A 23,273-nucleotide genomic window follows, 5' to 3' on the forward strand; every position below is an offset into this window, starting at 1 on the left:
CTCAGATGGCCTCTGCTTTCGCCTTGCCTGTCAAAAGCAGCCGCGTTGCCGCAGCGACATCCTCTTGCCGCATCAGGCTCTCGCCGACGAGGAAGGTGCTGATGCCGGTCTTTTGCATCCTGAAGCAATCGTCGTGGGTGAAAATTCCGCTCTCGCTGACCAGCAATCGGCCGCCCGGCACCATCGATGCCAGCCGTTCCGAGGTCTCGAGGCTGGTCTCGAATGTTCTGAGATTGCGGTTGTTGATGCCGATCAGCTGCGACGAGAGTTTTACCGCGCGCTGCGTCTCGGCCTCGTCATGCACCTCGATCAGCGCGTCCATGCCGAGTTCGAACGCGGTCGCTTCCAATTCGCTCGCCAAGGCATCATCGACGCTGGCCATGATGATCAGGATGGCATCGGCGCCCCATGCGCGAGCCTCGTAGACCTGGTAAGGGTCGAACAGGAAATCCTTGCGCAGCGCGGGCAGGGACACTGCCTTCCGTGCATTGGTGAGAAATTCCGGCGCGCCCTGGAAGGATGGCGCATCGGTCAGCACCGAAAGACAGGCGGCACCGCCTTTCTCATAGGCCTGCGCCAGTGCGGGCGGGTCGAAATCGGCACGGATCAAGCCTTTGGATGGGCTTGCCTTTTTGATCTCGGCGATCAGGCCGAAGCTGCCCGATCTGCGCTTCGCCTCAAGCGCCCTCCGAAAGCCACGCGGTGCGTCGGCATCCTTGGCTCGCGCCTTGATCTCGGCCAACGGTATCCGCGCCTTCGCCGCCGCGATCTCGTCGCGCTTGTAGGCCTCGATCTTGCGCAGAATGTCAGCCACGGCTCATCCGTTCGAAATCTCGACCAGCCTGTCGAGCACGCCCAGCGCCCGGCCGCTGTCGATGGCCTGTGTGGCCGCGGCCATGCCGTCGGCAAGCGTCGTCGCCTTGCCGGCCACCACCATGCCGGCGCCGGCGTTCATCAGCACCGTATCGCGATAGGCCCCGGCAGCACCTCTCAGCATGTCGCGCAACGCCGTGGCATTGTAGGCGGCGTCGCCGCCGCGCAACTCGTCCTTGGTGTGGCGCTGCAGGCCGACGGCTTCCGGGGTGAGCGTGAAATGGCGGATCTCGCCGCCGGCCAGTTCCGCCACCTGCGTTTCGCCGGTGGTGGTGATTTCGTCATAGCCATCCCCATGGACCACCCAGGCATGCTCGGTGCCCAACGCCTTCAATGTCTCGGCCACCGGCACGATCCATTCCGGCAGGAACACGCCGACCATCTGCCTGCTGACGCCAGCCGGATTGGACAGCGGTCCGAGCAGGTTGAAGATGGTACGCGTGCCGAGCTCGACGCGGGTCGGGCCGACATGCTTCATCGCAGGGTGGTGCGCCGGCGCGAACATGAAGCCGACGCCGGCCTCCTGGATGCAGCGGCCGATCACCTCTGGCAGGATATCGATCTTGACGCCGAGCGCGACCAGCACATCGGCAGCGCCCGTCAGCGACGACAGGCCGCGATTGCCGTGCTTGGCGACCGGCACGCCGCAGCCGGCAATGACGAAGGCCGAAGCGGTCGAGATGTTGACTGAATGCGAATTGTCGCCGCCCGTGCCGACAATGTCGATGGCGCCCTCAGGAGCTTCGACGCGCAGCATCTTGGCACGCATGGTGGCGACGGCGCCGGAAATCTCGCTCACGGTCTCCCCGCGCACGCGCAACGCCATCAGGAAGCCGCCGATCTGGCCCGGCGTCGCGTCGCCAGACATGATGATGTCGAAAGCTTCGCGCGCTTCCTCGAAGGTAAGCCCGGTTCCCGTGGCGACCTTGGCGATATGGGTCTTCAGGGCGCTCATTGGGCCAAGACGTTCATTGGGCTAAGGCCATTCATTGGGCGAGGGCTTGGGAAACGGCGGCCTGGTCGACGCTGACGGCGTACTGCGTCTGCAACTGCGCCACCAGCTGGTCGAGCAGATCGTCGGACATGCCTTGCGTGAAGGATTTTTGCGCATCGTCGGGTACCGAGCTGGCGTCGGCTCCGGCCGGCTCGAACACTTCGGCGACCTTGAACAGGATCTGGCCGTCGCCGGTGGGCGAGGGGATCAGCCCGGTGCCGCCTTCGCCGACCCCGAACATCGCAGCAGCACCCTCCTTGCCGAAATCGACATCGTCGGCCTCGCGCTTCACGCCGCGCTTGGTCTGCTTTTCAAGCTTCAGTTCGCCGGCGATGACGTCGAGTGTGGTGCCAGCCTTGAGGCGCTTGTCGAGTTCGTCTGCTTTCGCGGTCAGCCGCTTGGTCGTTTCCTCTGTCGTCCAGTCCGCCACCACGCGCTGGCGGACTTCGTCCAGCGTGCGGTCGCGAGCCGGCGTGATCGATGTCAGTTCATAGAACACGAAGCCGTTGTTAGGCGTGGTCAGGGCTTGATTCTCGGTGTTGGGCTCGGCCTCGAACACCGCCTTGATCAGGTCCGGCGATGCCGGCAGGTCCTTGATGATGGTGCCGTCCGGCTTGAGGCCGGTGCGGTCTATGGCCTCGACGGTGACGTCCTTGAGCTTCAGTTTGGCGGCGGCTTCGGCCAGCGTGCTGCCGGCGGCGCGGGTGTCTTCGTAGTTGTCGTGCACGTCGAGCAGGATGCGGCTTGCTTCGCCGAGCGCCAAATCCTTTCGGATCTGGTCTGACACTTCCGCCAGCGGCTTCACCGTTTCCGGTTTGATCTCGGTGACGCGCAAAAGCACCGGACCGAACGCGCCCTGGACGACCGGGCTGACTTCGTTGACGGCAAGCGCGAATGCGGCATCGGCGACCGCCTTGTCGGTGATCTTATCCTTGGAGAGCGTGCCGAGCAGCGTGTCGGCCGGGGTCTTGCCCTGCGCGGTGACGATCTTGTCGAAAGTGGCGCCCGTCTTCAGCGAATCGGATGCCGCCTTGGCGGCGTCCGCGGAAGGGAACACCAGCTGTTCGATGGTGCGCATTTCCGGCGTGGTGTAGCGGCCCTTGTTCTTGTTGTAGTCGTCGCTGACCTGCTGGTCCGTTACGGCGCTGACATCCATGATGTCTTCGGGCTCGAGCCGGACATAGGAGAATTTGCGGTATTCTGGCGCCGCGTAGGTTTTCTTGTTGGCCTCGAAATAAGCCTGAAGCACGCTGTCGGATGGCGCCTCGATGGGCTCCACCAACGCCTTTGGCAAGATCAGATAGTCGATGGTGCGGTCTTCGCCCCGATAGAGCGCAACTGCCTTGAAGAAGGTGTCCGGAGCCTTGAGGCCGTCCGAAACCGCTTCGACGATCTGCTGGCGCACCGCCACCTGAGCCCGGTTCTTCAGATAATCCTCCGGCCGCATTCCCAGTTCGCGCAGCCGGGATTCGAACAGCCGGCGGTCGAACTGGCCATTCGGGCCTTGGAAGGCGGGTTCCTGCCGCGTCAGTTCGGCCAGCCTGTCCTTGGAGAAGCCAAGCCCGAGCTTGCGCGCCTGTTCGTCAAGGACGGCGCCGGACACCAACTGAGCCAGCACCTGGTTGTCGATGCCATAGGCCTTGGCCTGGTCGCGGCTGATGCGCTGGCCGATCTGCTGCTGCAGCATGGCGATCTGGCGATCGTAGGCGAGGCGGTACTCGGTGATCGACACGGTGGTGCTGCCGGCGGTGATCACCGCATGATGGCCAGCCAGGAAGCCGCCCGTCATCCGCGTGGTGACGCCCCAGGCAAGGAAACTCAACACCAGCAGCGACAGCAGGGCTTTCGCGACCCAGGTCCCTGCCGCGCTTCTCAATATACCAAGCATTGTTACTTCCGATTTTTGCGCAGTTTTGCGTGCGCCCGAGTCTGAAACAAGCGCAATAGCGCCCTTCCGGCTCACTGTCGATTGCTTTGTGGCCTGATTTTGATAGGGAGGGCGAGACCCCAATGTCGCCCGGAGACCAGATCCCCATGACGCCAGGAATTCGACCGCTCGTTGCCGGCAACTGGAAAATGAACGGCACCAGCGCTTCGCTGAACGAGCTCAGGATGATCGGCAACGGCTTCATGAGCGGGCTCGACGCAGAGACCGAAGCATTGGTCTGCGTGCCGGCGACCTTACTGTCGCGCGCCGTCGAAATCCTGTCGCGCACGCCGGTGCGGGCCGGTGGCGAGGACTGCCACATCAAGGAAAGCGGCGCCTTCACCGGCTGCGTCTCAGCCGAGATGCTGAAGGATGCGGGCGCCAGCCACGTCATTGTCGGCCATTCCGAGTGCCGCGAACAGCGCAGCGAGGACGATGCCATCGTCCTCGCCAAGGCCTCGGCGGCGTGGCGGGCAGGGCTCGTCGCCATCATCTGCATCGGCGAGACCAAGGCCGAGCGCGAAGCGGGCACAGCACTCGACGTGTTATCGCGCCAGGTCGCCGGCTCGGTGCCACCGAGCGCAACGCCCGCCAACACCGTTATCGCCTACGAGCCGGTATGGGCTATCGGCACCGGCCTGACGCCGACCGCCGAAGACGTGGCGGAGGCGCACGCGCATATCCGCCAAAAACTGGCGGAAGCGCTCGGCGCAGCCGTGGCCGGCAAGATGCGCATCCTCTATGGCGGCTCGGTCAAGGCGTCCAACGCTGTCGAACTGCTAGGCGTCAAAAACGTCGATGGCGCGCTGGTTGGCGGCGCCAGCCTGAAGGCGTCCGACTTTCTCGCCATCGCCGAGGCATACCAGAATATCTCGTAGGCCCCGGAATTTCGTTGCCGACCAGTTCGGTCATAGACTTATGAACGCAGCAGTTCGGCGGAAATCGTTGCAAAGGGCGCATTGCTTCCCATATTCCGGCCACGGGCTTGGAAATGCCGTTAAAGCATTGTATGGAGCCGCCTCCAAATCACCGGCCCTGATCGCCAGGGAGCGGCAGGGCTTGCCAGGATAAAATATGGAAACCGTACTGATCGTCATCCACCTCATGGTCGTGCTCGCCCTTGTCGGCGTGGTGCTGCTGCAACGCTCCGAAGGCGGTGGTCTCGGCATTGGCGGCGGTTCCGGTTTCATGACCGCGCGTGGCGCCGCCAATGCGCTGACGCGGGCGACGGCGATCCTGGCCGCGGCCTTCTTCGTGACGTCGCTGACACTCTCGATCGTTGCCCGCTATGGCGAAAAACCGATCGACATTCTCGACCGCGTGCCGGCCGACAGCGGCAACGGCGTGCTCAATCAGTTGCCCGGCACGACGGCGCCGACGCCGCCTTCGGGCAACACCGCACCGGCCGCGCCCGCGGCCAACGGCGCCGCCACCACGCCGCCCGCCACCACGGCCCCGGCGACGGCTCCATCTCCGGCGACGCCACCTGCAACCGATTCGGCTACGCCGCCGGCTACCAATGGCGTTACCTTGCCGGTGACACCGCAGGTTCCGAACCAGTAGTCGGTAGCGTCAGATGCCGCGATCTGTTGTTGTTTCAACACAGTCGCGGCAAATGGCACACGATCACGAAGATTCGACCGCACCCCGTGCTTGAGGCCCGTACGCCACTTCGATTATAGATTGCCGGCGGCACTTTCTGCGCCCTTGGGGGGCGCCGGGCGACGCCGTGGGCAACAAGCATTGAACGATCGGATCTTCGCCATGCAGCTTCGCAGCTTCATTTTCATGGGGTTTTGTGCCGTATTCGGCATGAGCTCCGCGGTCTTCGCCGGCACTCCGGCAATGACCTCACCGCAGGCGGTTGGCAAAACCGCTGTCATCAACGTCGCCGCCAAGAGCGATGCGACGCAGCTGAAGCTTCTCAAGAAGAAGAAAAACCCGAGCCCGGATGATCTGGCTCAGATCAGCAAGCTCGAAGACAAGATCGCCGCCGACAGGGATCTCGCCCGCGTCAAGGCGCTCGAGGCCCGCAAGCTGGCGATGCGCGATGCGGCGAAAGCCAGGGCCGATGCCCAGCGCCAGGCGTTCCTGGCAAGCAAGGGCAAGCCGGTCGTGGTTGCCGACGCCAAGCCAGGCAAGAAGACCACCAAGATCATCGCTCCGGTTGACCCGATCGCGCCGATCGAGCCGATCGAATCGGCTGAACCGCTTCCGGCCGAAGCGATGAATATCGCGCTGACCGGCAACAATGGCGAATTGCGCAGCGAGGCCCCGGGCCAGAAGCCGACGAGCGGCGGGCTGTTCGCCGGCCTGTTCGGCGGCACGTCCTCTGCCTCGTCGATTGCCTATCTCCCCGAAACGCGCGCGCTCGACCAGGCTCTCGCCAAGCGGCAAGCCAAGAAGCAGTTCAAGGTGAAGCCGGAATTCGTGCCGCAGGACGTCGAATTCAGCGGCTATGAGCCGGGTACGATCGTCATCGATACCAGCGCGCGCCGCCTCTACCTCGTCGAATCGGCTTTCACCGCCCGCCGCTATGCGATCGCGGTCGGCCGCGAAGGCCTGCAGTTCAAGGGCAAGGTTGCCGTTGGCGACAAGCAGGAATGGCCGCGCTGGATCCCGACGCTCGACATGCAGAAGCGCGAACCCAAGCATTATGGCCAGTACAAGGACGGCATGCCCGGCGGCGGCCAGAACCCGCTCGGCGCCCGCGCCATCTATCTCTACGACGGCAAGAAGGACACGCATCTGCGCATCCACGGCACCATCGCGCCGCAGTCGATCGGAACCAGCGCTTCCAATGGCTGCTTCCGCATGATCAACGAGCACGTCATGGACCTCTACAGCCGCGTCAGGGTCGGCACCAAGGTCGTCATCATCTGACGCTTTCACAAACCTGCCGAAAGGGCCGGCTTTTGCCGGCCCTTTTGTTTTGACCAAAACACCAGTCTCGAACCTCGGGACTATCGCGCCTTCTCTGGAAAAAGCCTCAGCGGCGGTTTTTTCTCTGGCGGAATCAATTCGGCCGCGTTAAGCGATGACTCCCATGGCGCGATATGTATTCATCACAGGCGGCGTGGTTTCCTCACTTGGAAAAGGCATCGCTGCAGCGGCCCTTGGGGCTCTCTTGCAGGCGCGAGGCTATCGCGCACGCATCAAAAAGCTCGATCCCTATCTCAATGTCGATCCCGGAACGATGTCGCCTTACCAGCATGGCGAGGTTTTCGTCACCGATGACGGCGCCGAGACCGATCTCGATCTTGGCCATTACGAGCGCTTCACCGGCCGCTCGGCCAACCAGCAAGACAACATCACCACCGGCCGCATTTACAAGAACATCATCGAGCGCGAACGGCGCGGCGACTATCTCGGCGCCACCGTGCAGGTCATTCCGCATGTCACCGATGAGATCAAGAATTTCGTGCTCGACGGCAATGACGACTATGATTTCGTGCTGTGCGAGATCGGCGGTACGGTTGGCGATATCGAGGCGATGCCGTTTCTCGAGGCTATCCGCCAGCTCGGCAACGATCTGCCGCGCAACAACGCCGTCTATGTCCACCTGACCTTGATGCCTTACATCCCCACGGCCGGCGAGTTGAAGACCAAGCCGACCCAGCATTCGGTCAAGGAACTGCGCGGCATCGGCATCGCGCCCGATATCCTGCTGGTCCGCGCCGACCGCGCCATCCCCAAGGAAGAGCGCAGAAAACTGTCGCTGTTCTGCAATGTGCGCGAGAGCGCCGTCATCCAGGCGCTCGACGTGCCCCACATCTATGACGTGCCGATGGCTTACCACAAGGAAGGGCTCGATTCGGAAGTGCTGGCCGCCTTCGGTATCGATCCGGCGCCGAAGCCGCGCATGGAGCCCTGGCAGGCCGTGTCCAACCGCATCCACAATCCGGAAGGCGAGGTAACGATCGCCATTGTCGGCAAATACACCGGCCTCAAGGATGCCTACAAATCGCTGATCGAGGCTTTGTCGCATGGCGGCATGGCCAACCGCGTCAAGGTCAAGCTCGACTGGATCGAGAGCGAGATTTTCGAGAAGGAAGACCCGACGCCGTGGCTGGAAAAGGTGCATGGCATCCTGGTGCCCGGCGGCTTCGGCGAGCGCGGCTCGGAAGGCAAGATCCTGGCGGCGAAATTCGCCCGCGAGCGCAAGGTGCCGTATTTCGGCATCTGCTTCGGCATGCAGATGGCCTGCATCGAGGCAGCGCGCTCGCTGGCCGGCGTCGAACACGCCTCGTCGACCGAATTCGGTCCGACCGACGAGCCGGTCGTCGGCCTGATGACCGAATGGCTGAAAGGCAACATGCTGGAGAAGCGCCGCGAAACGGGCGATCTCGGCGGCACCATGCGGCTTGGCGCCTATCAGGCTGAACTCGCCAAGGGTTCGAAGATCGCCGACATCTATGGCGACACCCAGATTTCCGAGCGCCATCGCCACCGCTACGAGGTCAATATCGACTACAAGGAGCGGCTGGAAGATTGCGGCCTGGTGTTTGCCGGCATGTCGCCCGACGGTGTGCTGCCGGAAACCGTCGAATATCCCGACCATCCCTGGTTTATCGGCGTCCAGTATCACCCGGAGCTGAAGAGCCGGCCGCTGGAGCCGCATCCCCTGTTCGCCAGCTTCATCTCGGCCGCGGTGGACCAGTCGCGGCTGGTATAAGCAGGCCGCGTTGCCATGCAAACCTATGTTGCGCTGCTCTACAGCATTATCCTCGGCGAAGGCCGCCGGGTCGTCATGGCCGACCTCAAGGCGATGGCTGAACAGCTTGGGCTGAAGAACCCGCGCACCCTGGTGGCGACCGGCAATCTGGTCTTCGAGACACGGGCGACTGGTATCGCCAAGCTGGAACAGCAGTTGGAAACGGCCTTCGAAAAAACCTTCGGCCGCAATGTCGTCATCATCGTGCGCACTGCCGAGGATTGGCTGAAACTTGCCGCCGGCAACCCATTCCCGGCCGACTCTGCCGAGGCAGGCGATCAGGTGGCCGTGCGGGTGATGCGCGAGCCAGCGCCAGCGGATGGTGTGGCCGCGCTCCAGGCCTATGCCGCCGAGGACGAGAGGGTGGCTTCGGTCGACGGCGACATCTGGGTCGTCTTTTCGCGCCAGCGGCCAAGCTCGCGGCTGCTCGCTGCCATGAACCACAAGCGCATGGGCATCGGCACCGCACGCAACTGGAACACGGTGCGGAGGTTGGCTGAGATGGTGGAGTAGGGAGTAGGGAGTAGGGGTATTATTCCCTACTGACTACTGACTACTGACTACTGACTACTGACTACTCCCTATCCCTCAATTTCACGCCTTCGCCGTCCTGGCCCCTGCGCCAAGGGCGGCGGTGCGAAGGACGTAGTAGATGACCCCTGCAATGCCGACGCCGAAAAACCAGCCATAAACGCCCCACCATGCCGGCAGCAAATTGGTGAAGTTCGGCAGGACCGAGGAGAAGATGGCGCCGATGCCGGCTGCTATGAAGGCGTTGACGTGCCAGCCGCCCTGGAAGCGGAACTCGCCATCTTCGCGGTACAGTGCCTCGACGTCGACCTCGCCCTTCCGGATCAGATAGTAGTCGACCATCATCACCCCGAAGATCGGCCCCATCGTCGCGCCGATGACGTTGACGAAAGATGCGGCACTGCCTTCCCACGGCGCGAAGGGATAGAGCACCAGCGCGATAACAGCTGCGATATAGCCGCCCTTCTTGAAGTCGATCTGCCGGGGAAAGACATTGGAGAAGTCGAAGGCCGGCGAGACGAAGTTTGCCACCACATTGATGCCGAGCGTCGCCACGGCAAAAGTCAGGGCTGCAAGCGCTGCCAGGAACCAGCTGTCGAATTTCGCCGAGATCTGGTCGGGATGCAGAAGCACTTCGCCATACACGTCGAAGGCAGCGATGGTGGTCACGCCGGCGACCAGCGAGAACAGGATGAGATTGATCGGCAGGCCCCAGATGTTGCCCTTGCGCAGCGATGCCTTGTCTGGGGCATAGCGGGCGAAATCGCAGAAATTGAGATAGAGCGCTGAGAAATAGGTGACCCAGATCGCCGCCACCGCAAACAGCGACGTCCAGGAGCCAGGGGTTCCGGGTACGCCGGCATCCTTTGTCTTGTCGAGCAGCACATCCATCGGGATGTCGCTGGTGAAGGCAAATCTCCCGGATTTTACACAGAGATAGATCGCCAGGATCAACATCATCACCCACACCGCCGGTCCGGCCCAATCCTGGAAGCGGCGCACCGTTTCCATGCCGTTCTGGATGATCAGCAATTGCAGTGCCCAGATGACCACAAAACAGATCACTTCCAGACCCGTGTGGCCGAGGAAATGCGTGTTGGCGTTGAAATCGGCGAACCATTGCGAGCGGATCAGCAACGCCACGATCGCGCCCGATGCCGCCGCCGTCTGCGCGCCGTACCAGAAGCAGGCGACGATGGCGCGCACCAGGGCCGGAATGTTGGCGCCCCAGATGCCGAAGGAGGCGCGCGCCAGCACGGGGTAGGGCACGCCGGTCTTCACGCCGGCATAGCCGACCATGTTCATCAGCGCGTAGATGATCAGCGAACCGATGCCGATGGCGATGATGAAATTGACGAAGCCGCCGCAAAACAGGAACAGGCTTGCGGCGAGATAATAGCCCCAGAGGCTGTGGACGTCCGACGTCCAGACGTTGAAGATCGAGAACGGCCCCCAGTTTCGGACTTTGGCCGGAGCCAGATCCTCATTGTATAGATCAGGTGATGCGCCTTGTATGGTCACTGCGATGTCCTCCCCTTGATGCCGCACGCGCCCTCACGCGTCGACTGCGCAGGTTATGCCTGACGCAGGGGAACCGGCAAGCAATCCATTTGCCGGCTTTGGCCTTAAAGATATTCAATGAGAACAGCGCTTATCGATCGGCTTTTGGCGAAGGTCGGCGCAAACGCGGCGTATCTTGATTCGATCCGCAGGCGGCAGCGATCAGGACGCTTTGCGGTTGAGAGCCGGTGATGCGTCGAAATTGGCGGCAAGCCAAGCTATCGCGCAGGTGACATCATCGAGCCTGTATTGGGCCACGGTCGGCCCACGCGGCTTGACCCGGATCGAGATGCCGCCGGCCTCGTTGATCGCCTCGAAACCGTTTTCGTCGGCGGTGTCGTCGCCGAGAAAGACCGGCCGCCGTCCGGCAAAGGGCGGGATTGCCATGAAACGCCGCACGGCAGCGCCCTTGGCCGCTTCGAGCGGCATGAGTTCGACGCCGGCGTTGCCCGGGATAACCCGATAGCCCTTGGGAAGCTCGGTCAATGCCTGTTCGGCAAGATGCGTTGCCCTGGCCAGCAGATGCGGCGCCGCACGCGTATGGATGGCGAGGATCGGACCCTTGCGCTCGATATGAACAAGGCCGTCATCCAGTTCGGCCTCGATGGCGTCGGCAAGGGCAGCGATATCGGCGGGAGCATCGGCGGTAACGACCGGGCCGTCCGGCGTCAGCCGGTGTTCCAGCCCATAGAGACCGGCAACACGCAGCTTCAACGGATGAAACAGGCGGTCGGCGCCTTCGACCGAGCGGCCGGTGATAAAGGCGACAGCGCCGTCCAGCCGTTCATCGACGACGCCGAGGAGGTTGCGCAGTTCGTCGCTTACGGACACGGCGTCGGGGTGCGCCGCGTGCTCCAGCAACGTGCCGTCGATATCGAGGAAAAGCGCCCATTGTCCTTCCGGCAGGTCGGGTGCGGTTGGCAGGCCCGGTGCTTTTGACAGGCTATTCATGACGCCACCTTCCGCATGCGGTCGAACAGCGAGACGATGTTGGTGTCGGTGTTTGCGGGCCGCTCGGCGACACTTGTCGCTCTTTCGAGGTCGCCGCGTTTGCGCAGGCGCGCCGCATCGAGCAGCATGCTGCCGGCCCAGCGAAAGACATTGTTGTCGCGCACTATTTCGCGCATCGGGCGCATGCGCTCGCGTTGTTCGTCCGGTGACATGGTTAGCGCCTGCAGCAGCACCTGGCTCATCATCGCCGCGTCGTAAGGATTGACGATCAGTGCTTCCAGCAGTTCGCGCGACGCGCCGGCAAACGTGCTGAGCAACAGCACGCCCTGTTCGTCGTCACGCGCGGCGACGAATTCCTTGGCTACGAGGTTCATGCCGTCATGCAGGCTGGTGACCATGCAGATGTCGGCGGCGCGATAGATCTCATAGACCTGTTGCTGCGAATGGTGCTCAGCCACCATGACCACGGGCTTGTAGCCGTCATGACCGTAGCGCTGGTTGAGCTCGTTGGCATAACGCAGGCATTCATCGTGCAATTGCTGGTAGGCCGGCAACGTGCCGCGGCTTGGGGCAGCAATCTGCAGGAACACTACCTTGCCGATCCACTCGGGGTGGCGCGTAAACAATTCGTCCAGCGCATGGAAGCGGTCGAGGATGCCCTTGGTGTAGTCCAGGCGCTCGACGCCGACGCACAGCTTGACGTCCGCCGACAGGCCGAACCGCTCACGCAGGCGGGCGCGGCTTTCCTCGACCGGTGGCAGTTTCGCCAGGAGTTCGGCCGGCCATTCGATGGAGATGGGATAGGCGTGCACCAGGGTCGTCCGCCCGCCATACGAGATCGCGGCGTCGGCGCGCTCGATGCGGCTTTCCAGGAACCGGTCTACGCTTTCAGTGAAATTATTGGCATGAAACTGGGTGTGAAAGCCGATGATCGAGCTCCCGAGCAGTCCATCAAGAACGCGTTCGCGCCATGGGCAGATGCTGAACACTTCGGAGTTCGGCCACGGGATGTGCCAGAAGGTGATGATGATCGCCTCCGGCAGGCGCTCGCGGATCATGCGCGGCAGGAGCGCGAAATGGTAATCCTGAACCAGCACGATCGGCCGCTCATTGCGCGCCTCGGCAACCACCATATCGGCGAATTTGCGGTTGACGACCTCATAGGCCTCCCAGTCCGAGGCACGGAAGACCGGCCGGGTGAAGGCGATATGGCAGAGCGGCCAAAGCCCTTCATTGGCAAAGCCGAGATAGTAGCCCTGATATTCGTCGTCGCTCAGCCACACGCGGCGCAGCGTATAGGACGGATTGTCCGGCGGCACCTGAACCCGATCGTTGCTATCGACCGTCAGACGATCCGCCGTTCCGCCGCCATAGGCGATCCAGGTGCCGCTGCAGGCGCGGGTGATAGGCTCAAGCGCCGACACCAGGCCGCTGGCCGGCACCAGAAGCTCGACGCCGTCGTCCTTGATGTTGTGGATATAGGGTTCTCGGTTCGAGACGACGATGACCTGCGCGTCCGGCAGGTCGTCGGCAAGTATCTTGCGCAAGGTGTCGGGCGACCAGTTCACCAGCGCCGCGTCGGGAGATTGTCCGTTCTTCTCGAACTCCCGCAAGACCTTGCGCGTCGCTTCCGATGCGACGTCCTCGCCGGCAGTCGGTGCAACCGTCAAGCTATGGCTACGACGTTGCCTGGAGATCGATAACAGAACGGCTAGAATCGAAAGGCCAAGGCTTGCAAGGATCAAGACCCAGAGCAGGGCCATGCCATAATCAGTCATTCCAATTCCAACTCAATTTTGGCCGTCAGGGCCTTTTTCTTCATGGTTCGATTTGAGTGTTCGCAGCCGACGATCGCCCGTGAGAACCTGTGTTTTTCGCAACGCACAAACCCTGGGTTCGGTTCCCGTTGAAGGCCGTTCAGATCATGTCCGCACGATCAGCGGAACCAGCCCTTCATGGCGGTCGGCGAGAAAGGCGACGACGCGGTCGCCGACGCGCTGGAAGGTAAGATCGACCCTCTTTTCGCCGACACCCAGATGCCTGAGCGTCAGCGTATCGATGCCGATCGGCAAACGGGGTCGAGTGACGTGGATTTCGCCGTTCCAGCCGTCGATTTCCAGACCGAGGCACGCCTGCATCAGCATGAAGGCCGAGCCTGCGGACCACGCTTGCGGCAGGCAGGCGACGGGGTAGGCGATCGGCGCTTCGCCCGGCGAGCGGGTGAAACCGCAGAACAGTTCTGGCAGTCGCATGTTGAAATGCACTGCCGATTCGAACGTACCGCTCATCAGCCGCACCACGCTGTCACGCTCGCCGAACCGCGCCAGGCCGGCGCCGCACATCGCCGTGTCATGCGGCCAGATGGAACCATTGTGGTACGACATCGGGTTGAACAGCACAGCATCGTCGGAAAGCGTTCGCACCCCCCAGCCGGAGTGGAAGGAAGCCGAAAGCAACTGGTCGGCGACCATCTTAGCCCGCGCCGGTTCGGGCAGGCCGACATAGAGCAGGTGTCCGGCATTCGAGGTGCGCACCTTGCACGGCTCTCCGGCGCCGTCGATCGCCAGCGCATAGAACCCGAGATCGTCCAGCCAGAAATCACGCTCGACGGCGATCCGCATCTCTTCGGCGCGATTTTCCCAGTGCTCGGCCTGCGCGAACTCGCCCCGGCGGCGGGCGAGAGCGGCAAGGCCCCTGAAGGCGGCGAAGACATAACCCTGCACTTCGACCAGCGCGATCGGCCCCTTGGGGATGCGCCCGTCGGCGTGGAAGACGGAGTCGAAGCTGTCCTTCCAGCCCTGGTTCGCAAGGCCGGATTCGGCAGCGCGCTGATAGGTGACGAAGCCGGTTGCGCGGCTCGCCTCTTCCGTCCACTTGGCGGCGGCGCAGAGAGACGGCCACAGGCTGGCGATGAAGTCCATGTCGCCGGTGCGTTCGGCATAGGCGCAAGCGAGGTGGATGTAGAGCGGCGTGGTATCGACGCCGCCATAGTAGCGGCCGAAAGGCAGTTCCTGCAGCGCCACCATCTCGCCCTTGCGCGTCTCGTGCATGATCTTGCCGGGCTGCGAGTCGCTGAAAGGCGATGTCTCGGTCGCCTGGTGCTGGGCGAGGAAGGCAAGCACGCCGCGCGCCAGGCCGGGGTTGAGCCATAGCATCTGCAGCGCCGAGATGACGCCGTCACGGCCGAAGGCCGTCGAAAACCAGGGGATGCCGGCATAGGGGTAGGGGCCGGTCGACAACTCGGTGGTCAGCAAGGCGACATCCGCGCGGGCGCGTTCGACCCAATCGTTGAAGACGCGACCCGAACTGTGCACCGTCGCGCCATGGCGGCGCTTGGCCCGCATGCCGAAACGGGCGCGCGCCGCGGCCGCCCGGAAGCGGTCGCGGTCGGGCGTTTCGGTCAGTTCCGCGCCGACCTCGACGTAAAGCATCTTGCTGCTGCGCTTGGTCACTGCGATGAGGAAATCCGCGCGCTCGGCGCTCAACTGGTCTGGCGGCTGCGAGAACGAGATCGCCGACACCCGCGCCAGCCCGTCCAGTCCGTCATAGCGCAGCAGCACCGAGGCAGGCTCGATCTCCGCTGCATGCGCCATTCCGCGCTTCGGCCGGGTCGAACCGCGGACCTCGAACATGTCCCGGAAATCGGCGGCAAAATGCAGCGAGACGCGGATTGCCGAATGCTCCTGGCTGTAGTTGGAAAGGGTGATGCGCTCGAACAGCCGGTCCTGCCACAACAGCCTGACGCGCTCGATATGGATGGCGCCCTGCGGGATGTCGCGGCCACCGACGCTTTGCATCGGCAAATTGGTCATATTGCTGGTGAACAGCACATTGTCCTGGCTGAGGGAGGCGCCGAGCAGCGATGTCTGCCGGCCGCCGACGGTGAGCCTGAACTCCGACAGCACCCGGGTGTCGTCACGGAAGAAACCGTCGCCCGCACCCCTGATATCGCCGTAGGCATCGGCCACGGCAAAACAGTCACCCTGCTTGAGGGCAAACAGCCGGTGCGGCTCGCGCGGCGCGGTTTCGTCCAGGGAGGCAAGGGCAACGGCAGGGTCGAGCTTGCGCTCGTCAAGTTCGGTCATCAGTCACAAATCTCTGTTTCAGGCTCGGAACGTCCGCCGTCGTTCACGATGCTTTCGATTCAGCCGGGGCGCCGATGAAACGCGCATAGGCAGTGAGATAGTCGCGCGCCATCCTGTTGGCGGAGAACCGACTTTCGAAGACGGCGCGCACCTTTCGCCGGTCGAGCTGCAGCAAGGCCGGCACTGCGGCGACCGCGGCATCGAGAGAATCGACGACAAATCCGGTAACGCCATGGTCGATGACTTCCGGCAACGCACCGCAGTTCCAGCCGATGGTTGGCGTACCGCACGCCATCGCCTCGATCGCGGCAAGGCCGAACGGCTCGGGCCAGTCTATCGGAAACAGCAGACCAGCGGCATTGCCGAGGAATTCAGTCTTCTCACCCTCGGCGATCTCGCCGATATAGTCGATGCGGTCGCCATCGATCAATGGCTCGATCGTCTCATGGAAATAGGCGCGATCATCGTCGCCGATCTTTGCCGCCAGCTTGAGCTTCATGCCCGAGCGCAAGGCGATGTCGATGGCCCGGTCCGGCCGCTTGTCGCGCGAAAGCCGGCCGAGAAAGGCAAGGTATGGTTCGCCCGCCGCCGTCTCGAAGGTCGGCTGATAGAGACCCGTCGGCAGCCCGTGATGGATGGTGGCCAGCCAATTGGCATTCGCAAGCCCGGTCTTCTGGCTATGCGAGATCGAGATCAGCGGAAAGCGCGGAAAACGCTCATAGGCTGGCGCCAGATCGACATAATCGAGCCGGCCATGAGGCGTCGTCACCGTCTTGTCCGGCATGGTCTCGAAGAACGAGAAATGCAGGAAATGGCTGAGATGAAAATGAATGATATCAAAGTCGTGGGCTCGGTTCCTCACATCGGCAAGCATCGCAAGATGCGCCGCCGTGTCCGATTTCAGCGGGCGCGGATCGAGGCGTAGCGCGCGTTCGCGACCTGGTATCAGTCTGGCCGACGTCCGGCTGTCGCCGCTGGCGAACAGCGTCACCTCATGGCCGAGTTCGACCAGCCCTTCGGTCAGATAGGAAACGATGCGCTCGGTGCCGCCATAGAGAAGGGGTGGCACCGATTCGTGCAAAGGGGCGACATGGGCTATGCGCATGGTTTGAACGTGTCCCTCAAGGCAATCACGAGAGCGAAATGCATCAGCCGGCCTAACGTTCCGGACAAAAGCGGGCGTCGGCAACCCAAGCCCACCAGCGCAGATTTTTTTGCAATAAGCGGAACAAACGCGCCATCCGCGAATTTAGTAGGGTTGGTTCGCGCTGCGGCCGACCAGGGAGAGAACAAAATGGACCGCTTGCATTTCTTTACGCCCGTGCGCATTGCGCGCGGGCAGGGACACCCCGTCGAGGAAGTCGATAGCGTTGCCGAAGCGATGGTCTTTTTGCAGAAATGGCCATTGGGACGGCGTGGGCCTGTGTATCAGTGCGCCGTGAATTGCTGCTCCGCGGCCCTGTCGGGCAGAATGTCGGCCGAAGCAGCCAGGAAGGCGTTTACGGGCTTTGCCCGCATCACCCGGCTGCTCGATGATGACATGGCCCTGCCGATGGGCGGCGAAAGCATGGCGGAAGTCCACGCGCTGAGGCGCTAGGCGCCGGTCCAGCCATTTGGCTATTGAACACCCGGGCTTTGGCGGCGCGGGCATCATCTTTTTCGCACCGGAGTATTCCGGCGCGGCCCTTCACCTCATGGGCCACACTGTGCTTTCATGCGGCGTTTCGCATGACCGGTGGGTGACGACCATCGACGGGCGGTCCGAACGTGGAGGGGTAGACAATGCCGAAACTGATCCTGGGAACACTCGGCGCTATCGTCATCGCCCTCATCTGGGCGGTCTTTGCCAGTTTGATGGGCGCGCCATCGATCGTGATCACGGTCGGCGCGGTCGCCATTGGGGCCGGCGTCTACACCTACGTCGACCGACGCTCGACTTGACGCGTCCCCGGTCTGCCGCGCGCTCGACCAATTGCACGCCGGTGTTTGACGCGCGCGGCAGCCGCGGCGGGCATTCTTCAAAGATGAGCTTACTGGCCGCATAGAGAGCCAAGGCGCAGACAGGGCGCCACACGTCGGACCGGGCTCCGCGAGAACTTGGGAGAGATCGTCAAAGATCTTTCAATCCGGCCAATGTAGATCGAAACGGCGAATCTGTGGATTTCCGGTGGAACATCGTCGCCTTGAAACACTTCGGGCGTTGCACTGCCCCATCAGTGCACGTTCCCTTGTTCTGTTGGAACTGGCCGGCTGCCGAAAGGTGGCCGGCTTTTTTGTATATTAGCGGAACCTGAAATTACGGGGCTTGTTCTGGATGCGGCAGCGAGCCCCTCGCTGCTGGTCGAGGGCCGTAACCCTTGGCCGGGCCCGCATCGCTCCGCCAGTGGTGCGGGCCCACGGCCTCCGGTTTTTCCGGGCGTCTGGACTCGCCGATCCTTACCCTGGTCCGGCTAATGCATGTCACTCAAAAAATGGCTCGGTTGTGAGACAACGACATGCACACGCGGCGCGCTTTAGCACAATCATTCACAAAGCCGTGGGTTCAACTGTTGCTACCCTTCTTGGCTGGATTGTGCGAATGATGACTGTCCTTTTCACCACCACCCCCTGAAACTCGGCTTTTGGATCGACGGTCTTCATCCGCCGGGGGTTTGTTGACCTGCAGGGGTTTTCTGGCGTTCTCGTGCGATGCGCCTGGCCCGCCCTGCCGGATCGTGTTCGGGTGTTTCTTCGATGTGGACATGATCACCGATCCTGCTGACGGCCCTGATGAGTGGTGTTGACCTTGGTGTTGGCTTGCTGCCCTTGGCGCTCCGGATCCGGCGCTCCGTGAGTGCCGTGCTGGGCATCATCGTGGCTAATCTGTCGCCCTTCTCCTCGACCCTTCTGGCTCTGGTTCTCAGGCGGCACGGGCGGCATTTTGCTCGACATCTGCATCTCCTTGGTTGGTCTCGTGACTCCAAACCGTGATCGTGGGGGGAAGTTCCGTCTGCTTCGTCAGCACCTGTGATTTCGGTGCCGACGGAATCTGACTCCCAACGCGGATTTCAACGAACGGCAGGGCCTGCGTTGCTTGTCGAGGACAGGCAATCTCTGGGCAGGCCCGCGTCGCCCCGCCAGTGATGCGGGCCTGCAATATAAACCTCAAGACTGGGCTGCTATCGCAGTTTATTGCGAGCTTCCGGCGACTTGCGTAGCGGGCTTCAGTGGCTTTCAGGAGAGCAGCGTGTTGTATCCGGTCGATTTCGAGCGACCGAAATACAGTGCTTGACCACGTTGCTGACATGATCGGTGATGGTGTCGCGCCTGGATCGCGGCAGCAGCCTCAGGTCCGCTCTCCCTGCAGCTGATGGCAGCTAAAACGACGTCAAAAGACCTAAGCCTCTTTGATCGCCCTCGCTGCTCGCACGAGCGATGACCAGTCAGCTCCCATGGCTGCGACAAGGTCTCGAGCATCTTCGTCTGATATTCCGGTACGGTCTACGAGCTTCCGTGCCAGCAATTCGAATGCCAATTCTATGATCGTCATAGCTCAGCCCCTACGAGAGTGCCCGTGACGATAGCTTGCTAATGGGTCTTCCGCATTTGCACATGTTAAGCGACCATCACGAATGTCTCATGTACCGCAGAATGTCTGCAGGACGCGCTCATCCGGGCGTGGCGGCTCAGCAAAGCGTTCCATTCCCGGCTGCTCATCGAAGGGACGGCTGACGACCGCCAGAATCTCCTCGAACGGTCTGAAGTCGCCGCCCAACGCCGCCTGGATCATCGCCTCGATGCGATGATTGCGGGGGATGAATTTGGGATTGACCGATTGCATGGCAGAACAGCGCGTGGCCATGTCGCCCTCGCTTGCGATGCGCTGGCGCCACCGCGCCGACCAGGCATCGAATGCACCTGGATCCTTAAACAACTGCCGCGCCGTGCCTTGGCCGTCCGCAGCGTCGAGGTCATCGCCCAGGCGCCGGAAGCCGAGCGTAAAATCCGCTTCGCCGCGAGCCAGCACATCCAGAAAGTCGGCAGCGAGCTGCAAGTCGCCTTCCGCTTCGGTCAGCAGTCCGAGTTTTCTGCGGAAGCCGCGCTGCAACACAGCCTCATAGGAGGCCTGGAACGACCTCAGCACCTCTTCCGCTTCAGACACTGCTTCATTCTCGTCCGTGCTCATGAGCGGCAGCAGGGTCTCGGCAAAGCGCGCAAGGTTCCATGTGGCGACACGAGGCTGGTTGGCATAGGCATAGCGGCCGGCGCGGTCTATCGAACTGAACACCGCGCTGGGGTCATAGGCGTCCATAAAGGCGCATGGACCATAGTCGATCGTCTCGCCCGAGATCGACATATTGTCGGTGTTCATGACGCCATGGATGAAGCCGACCAGCATCCAGCGCGCCACCAGGTCCGCCTGTGCGGCGACAACGGCCTCCAGCAAAGCCCGGTACGGCCGTGCTTCCCCCGCGAGCTGTGGGAAGTGACGCTGAATGGCATAGTCGGCCAATATCTTGAGCGCCTCGGTGTCGTGGCGCGCGGCGAAATATTGGAACGTGCCGATCCTGATATGGCTTGCCGCCACCCGTGTCAGGACGGCGCCGGGCAGCCGGACCTCGCGATAGACCGGGTCGCCGGTGAGCACCGCCGCAAGGCTTCGCGTCGTCGGAATGCCGAGCGCCGCCATCGCTTCGCTGACGACATATTCGCGCAGGACAGGGCCGAGTGCGGCGCGGCCGTCACCGTTGCGCGAGAACCGCGTTGGTCCCGATCCCTTCAGCTGGATGTCACGGCGAATGCCGTTGACGTCCACCACTTCGCCAAGAAGCAGAGCGCGCCCGTCGCCGAGTTGAGGCACGAAGTTTCCGAACTGGTGGCCCGCATAGGCCAGAGCGATTGCCTGCAAGCCTTCCGGAAATTTGTTGCCGGCCAGCATCGCCACTCCATCCGGGCTGGTAAGCAGGTCGGCATCGAGCCCGAGTTCCTCGGCGAGGGGCCGGTTGAACCGGATCAGCCGCGGTTCGGACACCGGCTTCGGATCTGTTTGCGCGAAGAAGCGCTCCGGCAGTTGCCCATAGCTGTTGCTCAGGGCGGGAAGCCCCATCTGAATGACCGGGGGTTGTTCAGCAGTCGCAGGTGACGTCATGACAAGCTGTCTCTGAAGAGGGGTTCAACAGCTCCCTTCTCGAGGAGCCTGTGTTCATTTGTGCATATAGGGACGCAACGTCGTTGGTGCCATCCGGATCCATCAGGCCGGCACGGGATACAAGCTGGGAACCACCCGCCTCGATTATCGAGGTTCGGGCTGCCGTGGGACGCCGGGCCGTGGCGGAATCCAGAGCTGACCCCCGCATCGCCACTGTCTCCGAACTGAGCACCCGGCAATCTAGTCAGTGCGGGCGTGCAATGCCGGGGCGGCGTCTGCCTTGGTTGGCAGCGGCTCTCTCGGGGCCGCTCCCGGCGATGATTTCGAACCCGGTTCGACTCGCTCCTCGGCGATGAGCCGGGCGCCACGCTCATAGGTCAGGTAGCGCCAGAGCCACTGGATCGAGACCTGAACGCGGTGCTGAAAACCGACGAGCAGGTAGACATGGATGAGCGCCCAGGCAGACCAGGCGAACCAGCCTTTCAGTTTCAGCCTACCCGATTCGAACACGGCAGCGTGGCGGCCGACAATGGCCGTGTTGCCTCGATTGCTGAAGACAAAAGCGGGCAGCGTATCGCCAGCATCTATCCGGCGTGCCAGTGCCTTGCCGAGGTGCTCGCCCTGCTGCTTGGCGACCTGGGCAAGACCCGGCAATGGCTGGCCGTTCCCATCGAGGACCAGTGCGACGTCGCCAAGCGCGAAGACATCGGGATGGCCGACGACCTGCAGGTCGGATTCGACCTTCACCCGACCGCCGCGGTCGAGCCCGACACCAAGCTGGGCGACCAGCGGAGAAGCCGCCACCCCGGCGGCCCAGAGCGTCAAGGCCACCGGGATCACCTGGCCGCCGACGGTGATCTGATGCGCTTCGATCGCCTCGACCCGGTTGCCGAGCGCGACCTCGACGCCCAGGCTTTCAAGGCGCAGACGTGCATATCTGGAAAGCTCCGGGGCGAATCCGGCGAGCAGACGCTCGCCGGCTTCTACCAGTATGATCCTTGTCTTCTCGGGCCGGATGTTGCGGAAGTCGCGCGCCAGTGTGTGCCGGCTGAGTTCGGCGATCGAGCCCGCCAGTTCGACACCGGTCGGGCCGCCGCCGATAATGGCGATCGTCATCAGCCGGGATTGCTCGACTGGATCGGTGGTCCGTTCCGCGTGCTCGAACGATAGCAGCAGCCGTGACCGGATCGTGCGCGCGTCCTCGATGGTCTTCAAACCGGGACAGACCCGAGCCCAGCTCTCCTGGCCGAAATAGAATGGCTGCGAACCAGTGGCCAAGACCAGGATGTCGTAGGGGACCGTGGTCCCATCGGCCAGCACCAGTATCCTGGCCTCGGTGCCGATCTCGGTGACATCGCCGAAGAGGACCTGAACCGAGGGATAGCGGCCCAGGATCTTGCGGATGGGCTCGGCGATGTCAGGCGCCGACAAGGCGGCGGTTGCAACCTGATAGAGCAAGGGCTGGAACAGGTGGTGATTGTGGCGGTCGATGATCGTCACCCCGATTTCCGCCTTGCCGAGCGCCTTGGCAACCTCCAGACCGGCAAAGCCTCCGCCGACCACGACGATGCGCGGTGTCAGGCTCCGGCCGTGGCTGCTCTCGGTGGCGAATTGCATGCTTGATACTCCCCTATCCCTGTCCGGAAGTCATAGCCTGGCAGGAGTGCCTCGCTGCTGGCTGGAGCTACTGCTCACTCCGGCGGCATCGGTCCAGGCAAGGCATCCGGCAATGACAGGCGTCGTGCTGACCACAAGGGCGCCGCGCGCGTGAAGAGCTACCAACCCGCGCCATGAGACGCGGTCGACCGCCCAGATGGTGCCGCTGGCGTCGACCCATTTGAGATGGGCGTCGGCGACTTCAACGGCCCGCATCATCGCCGCCGGTTCCATCCCGGCCCGAAAGACGATGATGGAATTGGCGGCGCCGTTGAAGAACGGGCCGGCGCCGGCTGCCAGTCCCGCAAGCAGGACGATGCTGGTCAGCGCTGCCGAAGCACCGCGTGCCGGTCCGCCGCGGTTGGGCAGCACCAGCACCAACACAAGCGGCACGATGCCGAAGATGACCAGCCACGCAATATCCCAGGCGAGCGGCAAGTCGCTGTTCATCTTGATCCGGTGCAGACCCAGCAGCCAGTGAAACACGACGGCATCGACGACATGCCAGACGCCGAACCCGGCGAAGGCGAGCCGCAGGATCTCCGTGGTGGTCCCGGGCCGCGCGCCGGCCGCCCTCGCGGCCACCAGCAGCACCGTGCCGGCGACGGCGAGCACATACATGCAAAGATGGAAGAGGCCGTCGGCCATGATCTGGAAGCGCAGGTCGGAACCCACCGGATCGGCGACGCCCGAGAGAAGATGATGCCATTGCAGGATCTGATGCAGGACGATGCCGTCGAAGAAACCGCCGAGCGCGAAGCCGAGCAGCAGCCAGCCGGCTCGCGTTCTCGGGTCGAGTGTCGCGGTGATCGCGTCCATGTCAGGACCACCGGCTCCAGGCCGGGGCGTTCAGT

20 protein-coding genes are annotated in these 23,273 nt (G+C 62.9%); 7 read left to right on the forward strand and 13 right to left on the reverse strand.

What is annotated here, in order from left to right; genetic code table 11:
- Window position 1: 1 nt before the first annotated feature.
- The 3 genes from trpC to NLY36_RS00195 are packed head-to-tail and all read right to left on the reverse strand — an operon-like array spanning window position 2 to window position 3,755.
- Entirely contained in the window at window positions 2–814 is an 813-nt protein-coding gene (gene trpC / locus NLY36_RS00185; RefSeq protein WP_023684711.1) for an indole-3-glycerol phosphate synthase TrpC, read from the reverse strand.
- Window positions 815–817: 3 nt separating this feature from the next.
- Entirely contained in the window at window positions 818–1,828 is a 1,011-nt protein-coding gene (trpD, locus tag NLY36_RS00190; protein WP_023684712.1) for an anthranilate phosphoribosyltransferase, read from the reverse strand.
- 31 nt (window positions 1,829–1,859) lie between these two features.
- The gene (locus tag NLY36_RS00195) at window positions 1,860–3,755 is read right to left on the reverse strand and encodes a peptidylprolyl isomerase (protein ID WP_023688560.1); all 1,896 of its coding nucleotides are present in this window, start codon (window positions 3,753–3,755) and stop codon (window positions 1,860–1,862) included.
- 146 nt (window positions 3,756–3,901) lie between these two features.
- On the opposite strand from NLY36_RS00195, the gene tpiA reads away from it, so the two are divergent.
- The 5 genes from tpiA (at window position 3,902) to NLY36_RS00220 (ending at window position 9,021) form a co-directional block, all read left to right on the forward strand.
- Entirely contained in the window at window positions 3,902–4,672 is a 771-nt protein-coding gene (gene tpiA, locus NLY36_RS00200; protein WP_023688559.1) for a triose-phosphate isomerase, read from the forward strand.
- A gap of 196 nt (window positions 4,673–4,868) precedes the next feature.
- Window positions 4,869–5,357: a preprotein translocase subunit SecG gene (gene secG, locus NLY36_RS00205; RefSeq protein WP_023693455.1), complete on the forward strand. Its 489-nt coding sequence runs from the start codon at window positions 4,869–4,871 to the stop codon at window positions 5,355–5,357.
- A 201-nt stretch (window positions 5,358–5,558) separates the two neighbouring features.
- Window positions 5,559–6,677, forward strand: coding sequence for a L,D-transpeptidase (locus NLY36_RS00210; RefSeq protein WP_023693456.1), 1,119 nt, complete (start codon window positions 5,559–5,561; stop codon window positions 6,675–6,677).
- 154 nt (window positions 6,678–6,831) lie between these two features.
- Window positions 6,832–8,469, forward strand: coding sequence for a CTP synthase (pyrG, locus tag NLY36_RS00215; protein ID WP_081725397.1), 1,638 nt, complete (start codon window positions 6,832–6,834; stop codon window positions 8,467–8,469).
- A 15-nt stretch (window positions 8,470–8,484) separates the two neighbouring features.
- Entirely contained in the window at window positions 8,485–9,021 is a 537-nt protein-coding gene (locus NLY36_RS00220) for a DUF1697 domain-containing protein (RefSeq protein ID WP_023709418.1), read from the forward strand.
- A gap of 81 nt (window positions 9,022–9,102) precedes the next feature.
- Here the strand turns inward: NLY36_RS00220 and NLY36_RS00225 are convergent, their stop codons facing one another.
- The 5 genes from NLY36_RS00225 to NLY36_RS00245 all read right to left on the reverse strand — a co-directional run bounded on the left by NLY36_RS00225 (window position 9,103) and on the right by NLY36_RS00245 (window position 16,740).
- Window positions 9,103–10,560 carry an NCS1 family nucleobase:cation symporter-1 gene (locus NLY36_RS00225; protein ID WP_023688556.1) on the reverse strand — a complete coding sequence of 486 codons (1,458 nt, stop codon included), beginning with the start codon at window positions 10,558–10,560 and terminating at the stop codon, window positions 9,103–9,105.
- 201 nt (window positions 10,561–10,761) lie between these two features.
- Entirely contained in the window at window positions 10,762–11,550 is a 789-nt protein-coding gene (otsB, locus tag NLY36_RS00230; protein ID WP_023672690.1) for a trehalose-phosphatase, read from the reverse strand.
- The gene (locus NLY36_RS00235; protein WP_023707492.1) at window positions 11,547–13,328 is read right to left on the reverse strand and encodes an alpha,alpha-trehalose-phosphate synthase (UDP-forming); all 1,782 of its coding nucleotides are present in this window, start codon (window positions 13,326–13,328) and stop codon (window positions 11,547–11,549) included. The genes otsB and NLY36_RS00235 overlap by 4 nt, the downstream gene beginning before the upstream one ends.
- 144 nt (window positions 13,329–13,472) lie before the next feature.
- Window positions 13,473–15,635, reverse strand: coding sequence for an amylo-alpha-1,6-glucosidase (locus NLY36_RS00240; protein WP_023688553.1), 2,163 nt, complete (start codon window positions 15,633–15,635; stop codon window positions 13,473–13,475).
- Between the two features lie 43 nt (window positions 15,636–15,678).
- Window positions 15,679–16,740 (reverse strand): glycosyltransferase family 4 protein, encoded by a 1,062-nt coding sequence (locus tag NLY36_RS00245; RefSeq protein ID WP_023736583.1) that lies wholly within the window; start codon window positions 16,738–16,740, stop codon window positions 15,679–15,681.
- Here NLY36_RS00245 and NLY36_RS31710 point away from each other — a divergent pair.
- Entirely contained in the window at window positions 16,726–17,232 is a 507-nt protein-coding gene (locus tag NLY36_RS31710; protein ID WP_373432840.1) for a DUF982 domain-containing protein, read from the forward strand. The genes NLY36_RS00245 and NLY36_RS31710 overlap by 15 nt on opposite strands.
- Before the next feature lie 185 nt (window positions 17,233–17,417).
- Window positions 17,418–17,576, forward strand: a complete 159-nt coding sequence (locus NLY36_RS00255) for a hypothetical protein (protein WP_023696179.1) — start codon at window positions 17,418–17,420, stop codon at window positions 17,574–17,576.
- 601 nt (window positions 17,577–18,177) lie between these two features.
- Here NLY36_RS00255 and NLY36_RS00260 read toward each other — a convergent pair.
- The 5 genes from NLY36_RS00260 to NLY36_RS00280 all read right to left on the reverse strand — a co-directional run bounded on the left by NLY36_RS00260 (window position 18,178) and on the right by NLY36_RS00280 (window position 23,238).
- The gene (locus NLY36_RS00260; protein ID WP_081725396.1) at window positions 18,178–18,378 is read right to left on the reverse strand and encodes a hypothetical protein; all 201 of its coding nucleotides are present in this window, start codon (window positions 18,376–18,378) and stop codon (window positions 18,178–18,180) included.
- Window positions 18,379–18,380: 2 nt separating this feature from the next.
- Complete coding sequence (locus NLY36_RS00265; protein WP_023682450.1) at window positions 18,381–18,566, reverse strand: hypothetical protein; 186 nt, start codon at window positions 18,564–18,566, stop codon at window positions 18,381–18,383.
- Window positions 18,567–19,251: 685 nt separating this feature from the next.
- Window positions 19,252–20,721 carry a protein adenylyltransferase SelO gene (locus NLY36_RS00270; protein ID WP_023736584.1) on the reverse strand — a complete coding sequence of 490 codons (1,470 nt, stop codon included), beginning with the start codon at window positions 20,719–20,721 and terminating at the stop codon, window positions 19,252–19,254.
- 282 nt (window positions 20,722–21,003) lie between these two features.
- A complete protein-coding gene (locus NLY36_RS00275; RefSeq protein ID WP_023693465.1) occupies window positions 21,004–22,380 on the reverse strand; it encodes an NAD(P)/FAD-dependent oxidoreductase in 1,377 nt (458 codons plus the stop codon).
- 30 nt (window positions 22,381–22,410) lie between these two features.
- On the reverse strand, window positions 22,411–23,238 hold the full coding sequence (locus tag NLY36_RS00280; protein ID WP_023710464.1) for a DUF2243 domain-containing protein: 828 nt from the start codon (window positions 23,236–23,238) through the stop codon (window positions 22,411–22,413).
- Between the last annotated feature and the right edge of the window lie 35 nt (window positions 23,239–23,273).

The sequence above is a fragment of the Mesorhizobium sp. C399B genome, from assembly GCF_030323185.1.
Taxonomy (GTDB): Bacteria; Pseudomonadota; Alphaproteobacteria; order Rhizobiales; family Rhizobiaceae; genus Mesorhizobium.

Bases quoted from the DNA above. Each gene is read 5' to 3' on its own strand.
- NLY36_RS00275 (WP_023693465.1), bottom strand. From the start codon at position 22,380: ATGCAATTCGCCACCGAGAGCAGCCACGGCCGGAGCCTGACACCGCGC.
- NLY36_RS00270 (WP_023736584.1), bottom strand. From the start codon at position 20,721: ATGGGGCTTCCCGCCCTGAGCAACAGCTATGGGCAACTGCCGGAGCGC.
- NLY36_RS00220 (WP_023709418.1), top strand. From the start codon at position 8,485: ATGCAAACCTATGTTGCGCTGCTCTACAGCATTATCCTCGGCGAAGGC.
- NLY36_RS00280 (WP_023710464.1), bottom strand. From the start codon at position 23,238: ATGGACGCGATCACCGCGACACTCGACCCGAGAACGCGAGCCGGCTGG.
- secG (WP_023693455.1), top strand. From the start codon at position 4,869: ATGGAAACCGTACTGATCGTCATCCACCTCATGGTCGTGCTCGCCCTT.
- NLY36_RS00210 (WP_023693456.1), top strand. From the start codon at position 5,559: ATGCAGCTTCGCAGCTTCATTTTCATGGGGTTTTGTGCCGTATTCGGC.
- pyrG (WP_081725397.1), top strand. From the start codon at position 6,832: ATGACTCCCATGGCGCGATATGTATTCATCACAGGCGGCGTGGTTTCC.
- NLY36_RS31710 (WP_373432840.1), top strand. From the start codon at position 16,726: ATGGGCTATGCGCATGGTTTGAACGTGTCCCTCAAGGCAATCACGAGA.
- NLY36_RS00260 (WP_081725396.1), bottom strand. From the start codon at position 18,378: ATGTCCACATCGAAGAAACACCCGAACACGATCCGGCAGGGCGGGCCA.
- NLY36_RS00245 (WP_023736583.1), bottom strand. From the start codon at position 16,740: ATGCGCATAGCCCATGTCGCCCCTTTGCACGAATCGGTGCCACCCCTT.
- otsB (WP_023672690.1), bottom strand. From the start codon at position 11,550: ATGAATAGCCTGTCAAAAGCACCGGGCCTGCCAACCGCACCCGACCTG.
- NLY36_RS00195 (WP_023688560.1), bottom strand. From the start codon at position 3,755: ATGCTTGGTATATTGAGAAGCGCGGCAGGGACCTGGGTCGCGAAAGCC.
- NLY36_RS00235 (WP_023707492.1), bottom strand. From the start codon at position 13,328: ATGACTGATTATGGCATGGCCCTGCTCTGGGTCTTGATCCTTGCAAGC.
- NLY36_RS00255 (WP_023696179.1), top strand. From the start codon at position 17,418: ATGCCGAAACTGATCCTGGGAACACTCGGCGCTATCGTCATCGCCCTC.
- NLY36_RS00265 (WP_023682450.1), bottom strand. From the start codon at position 18,566: ATGTCGAGCAAAATGCCGCCCGTGCCGCCTGAGAACCAGAGCCAGAAG.
- trpD (WP_023684712.1), bottom strand. From the start codon at position 1,828: ATGAGCGCCCTGAAGACCCATATCGCCAAGGTCGCCACGGGAACCGGG.
- NLY36_RS00240 (WP_023688553.1), bottom strand. From the start codon at position 15,635: ATGACCGAACTTGACGAGCGCAAGCTCGACCCTGCCGTTGCCCTTGCC.
- tpiA (WP_023688559.1), top strand. From the start codon at position 3,902: ATGACGCCAGGAATTCGACCGCTCGTTGCCGGCAACTGGAAAATGAAC.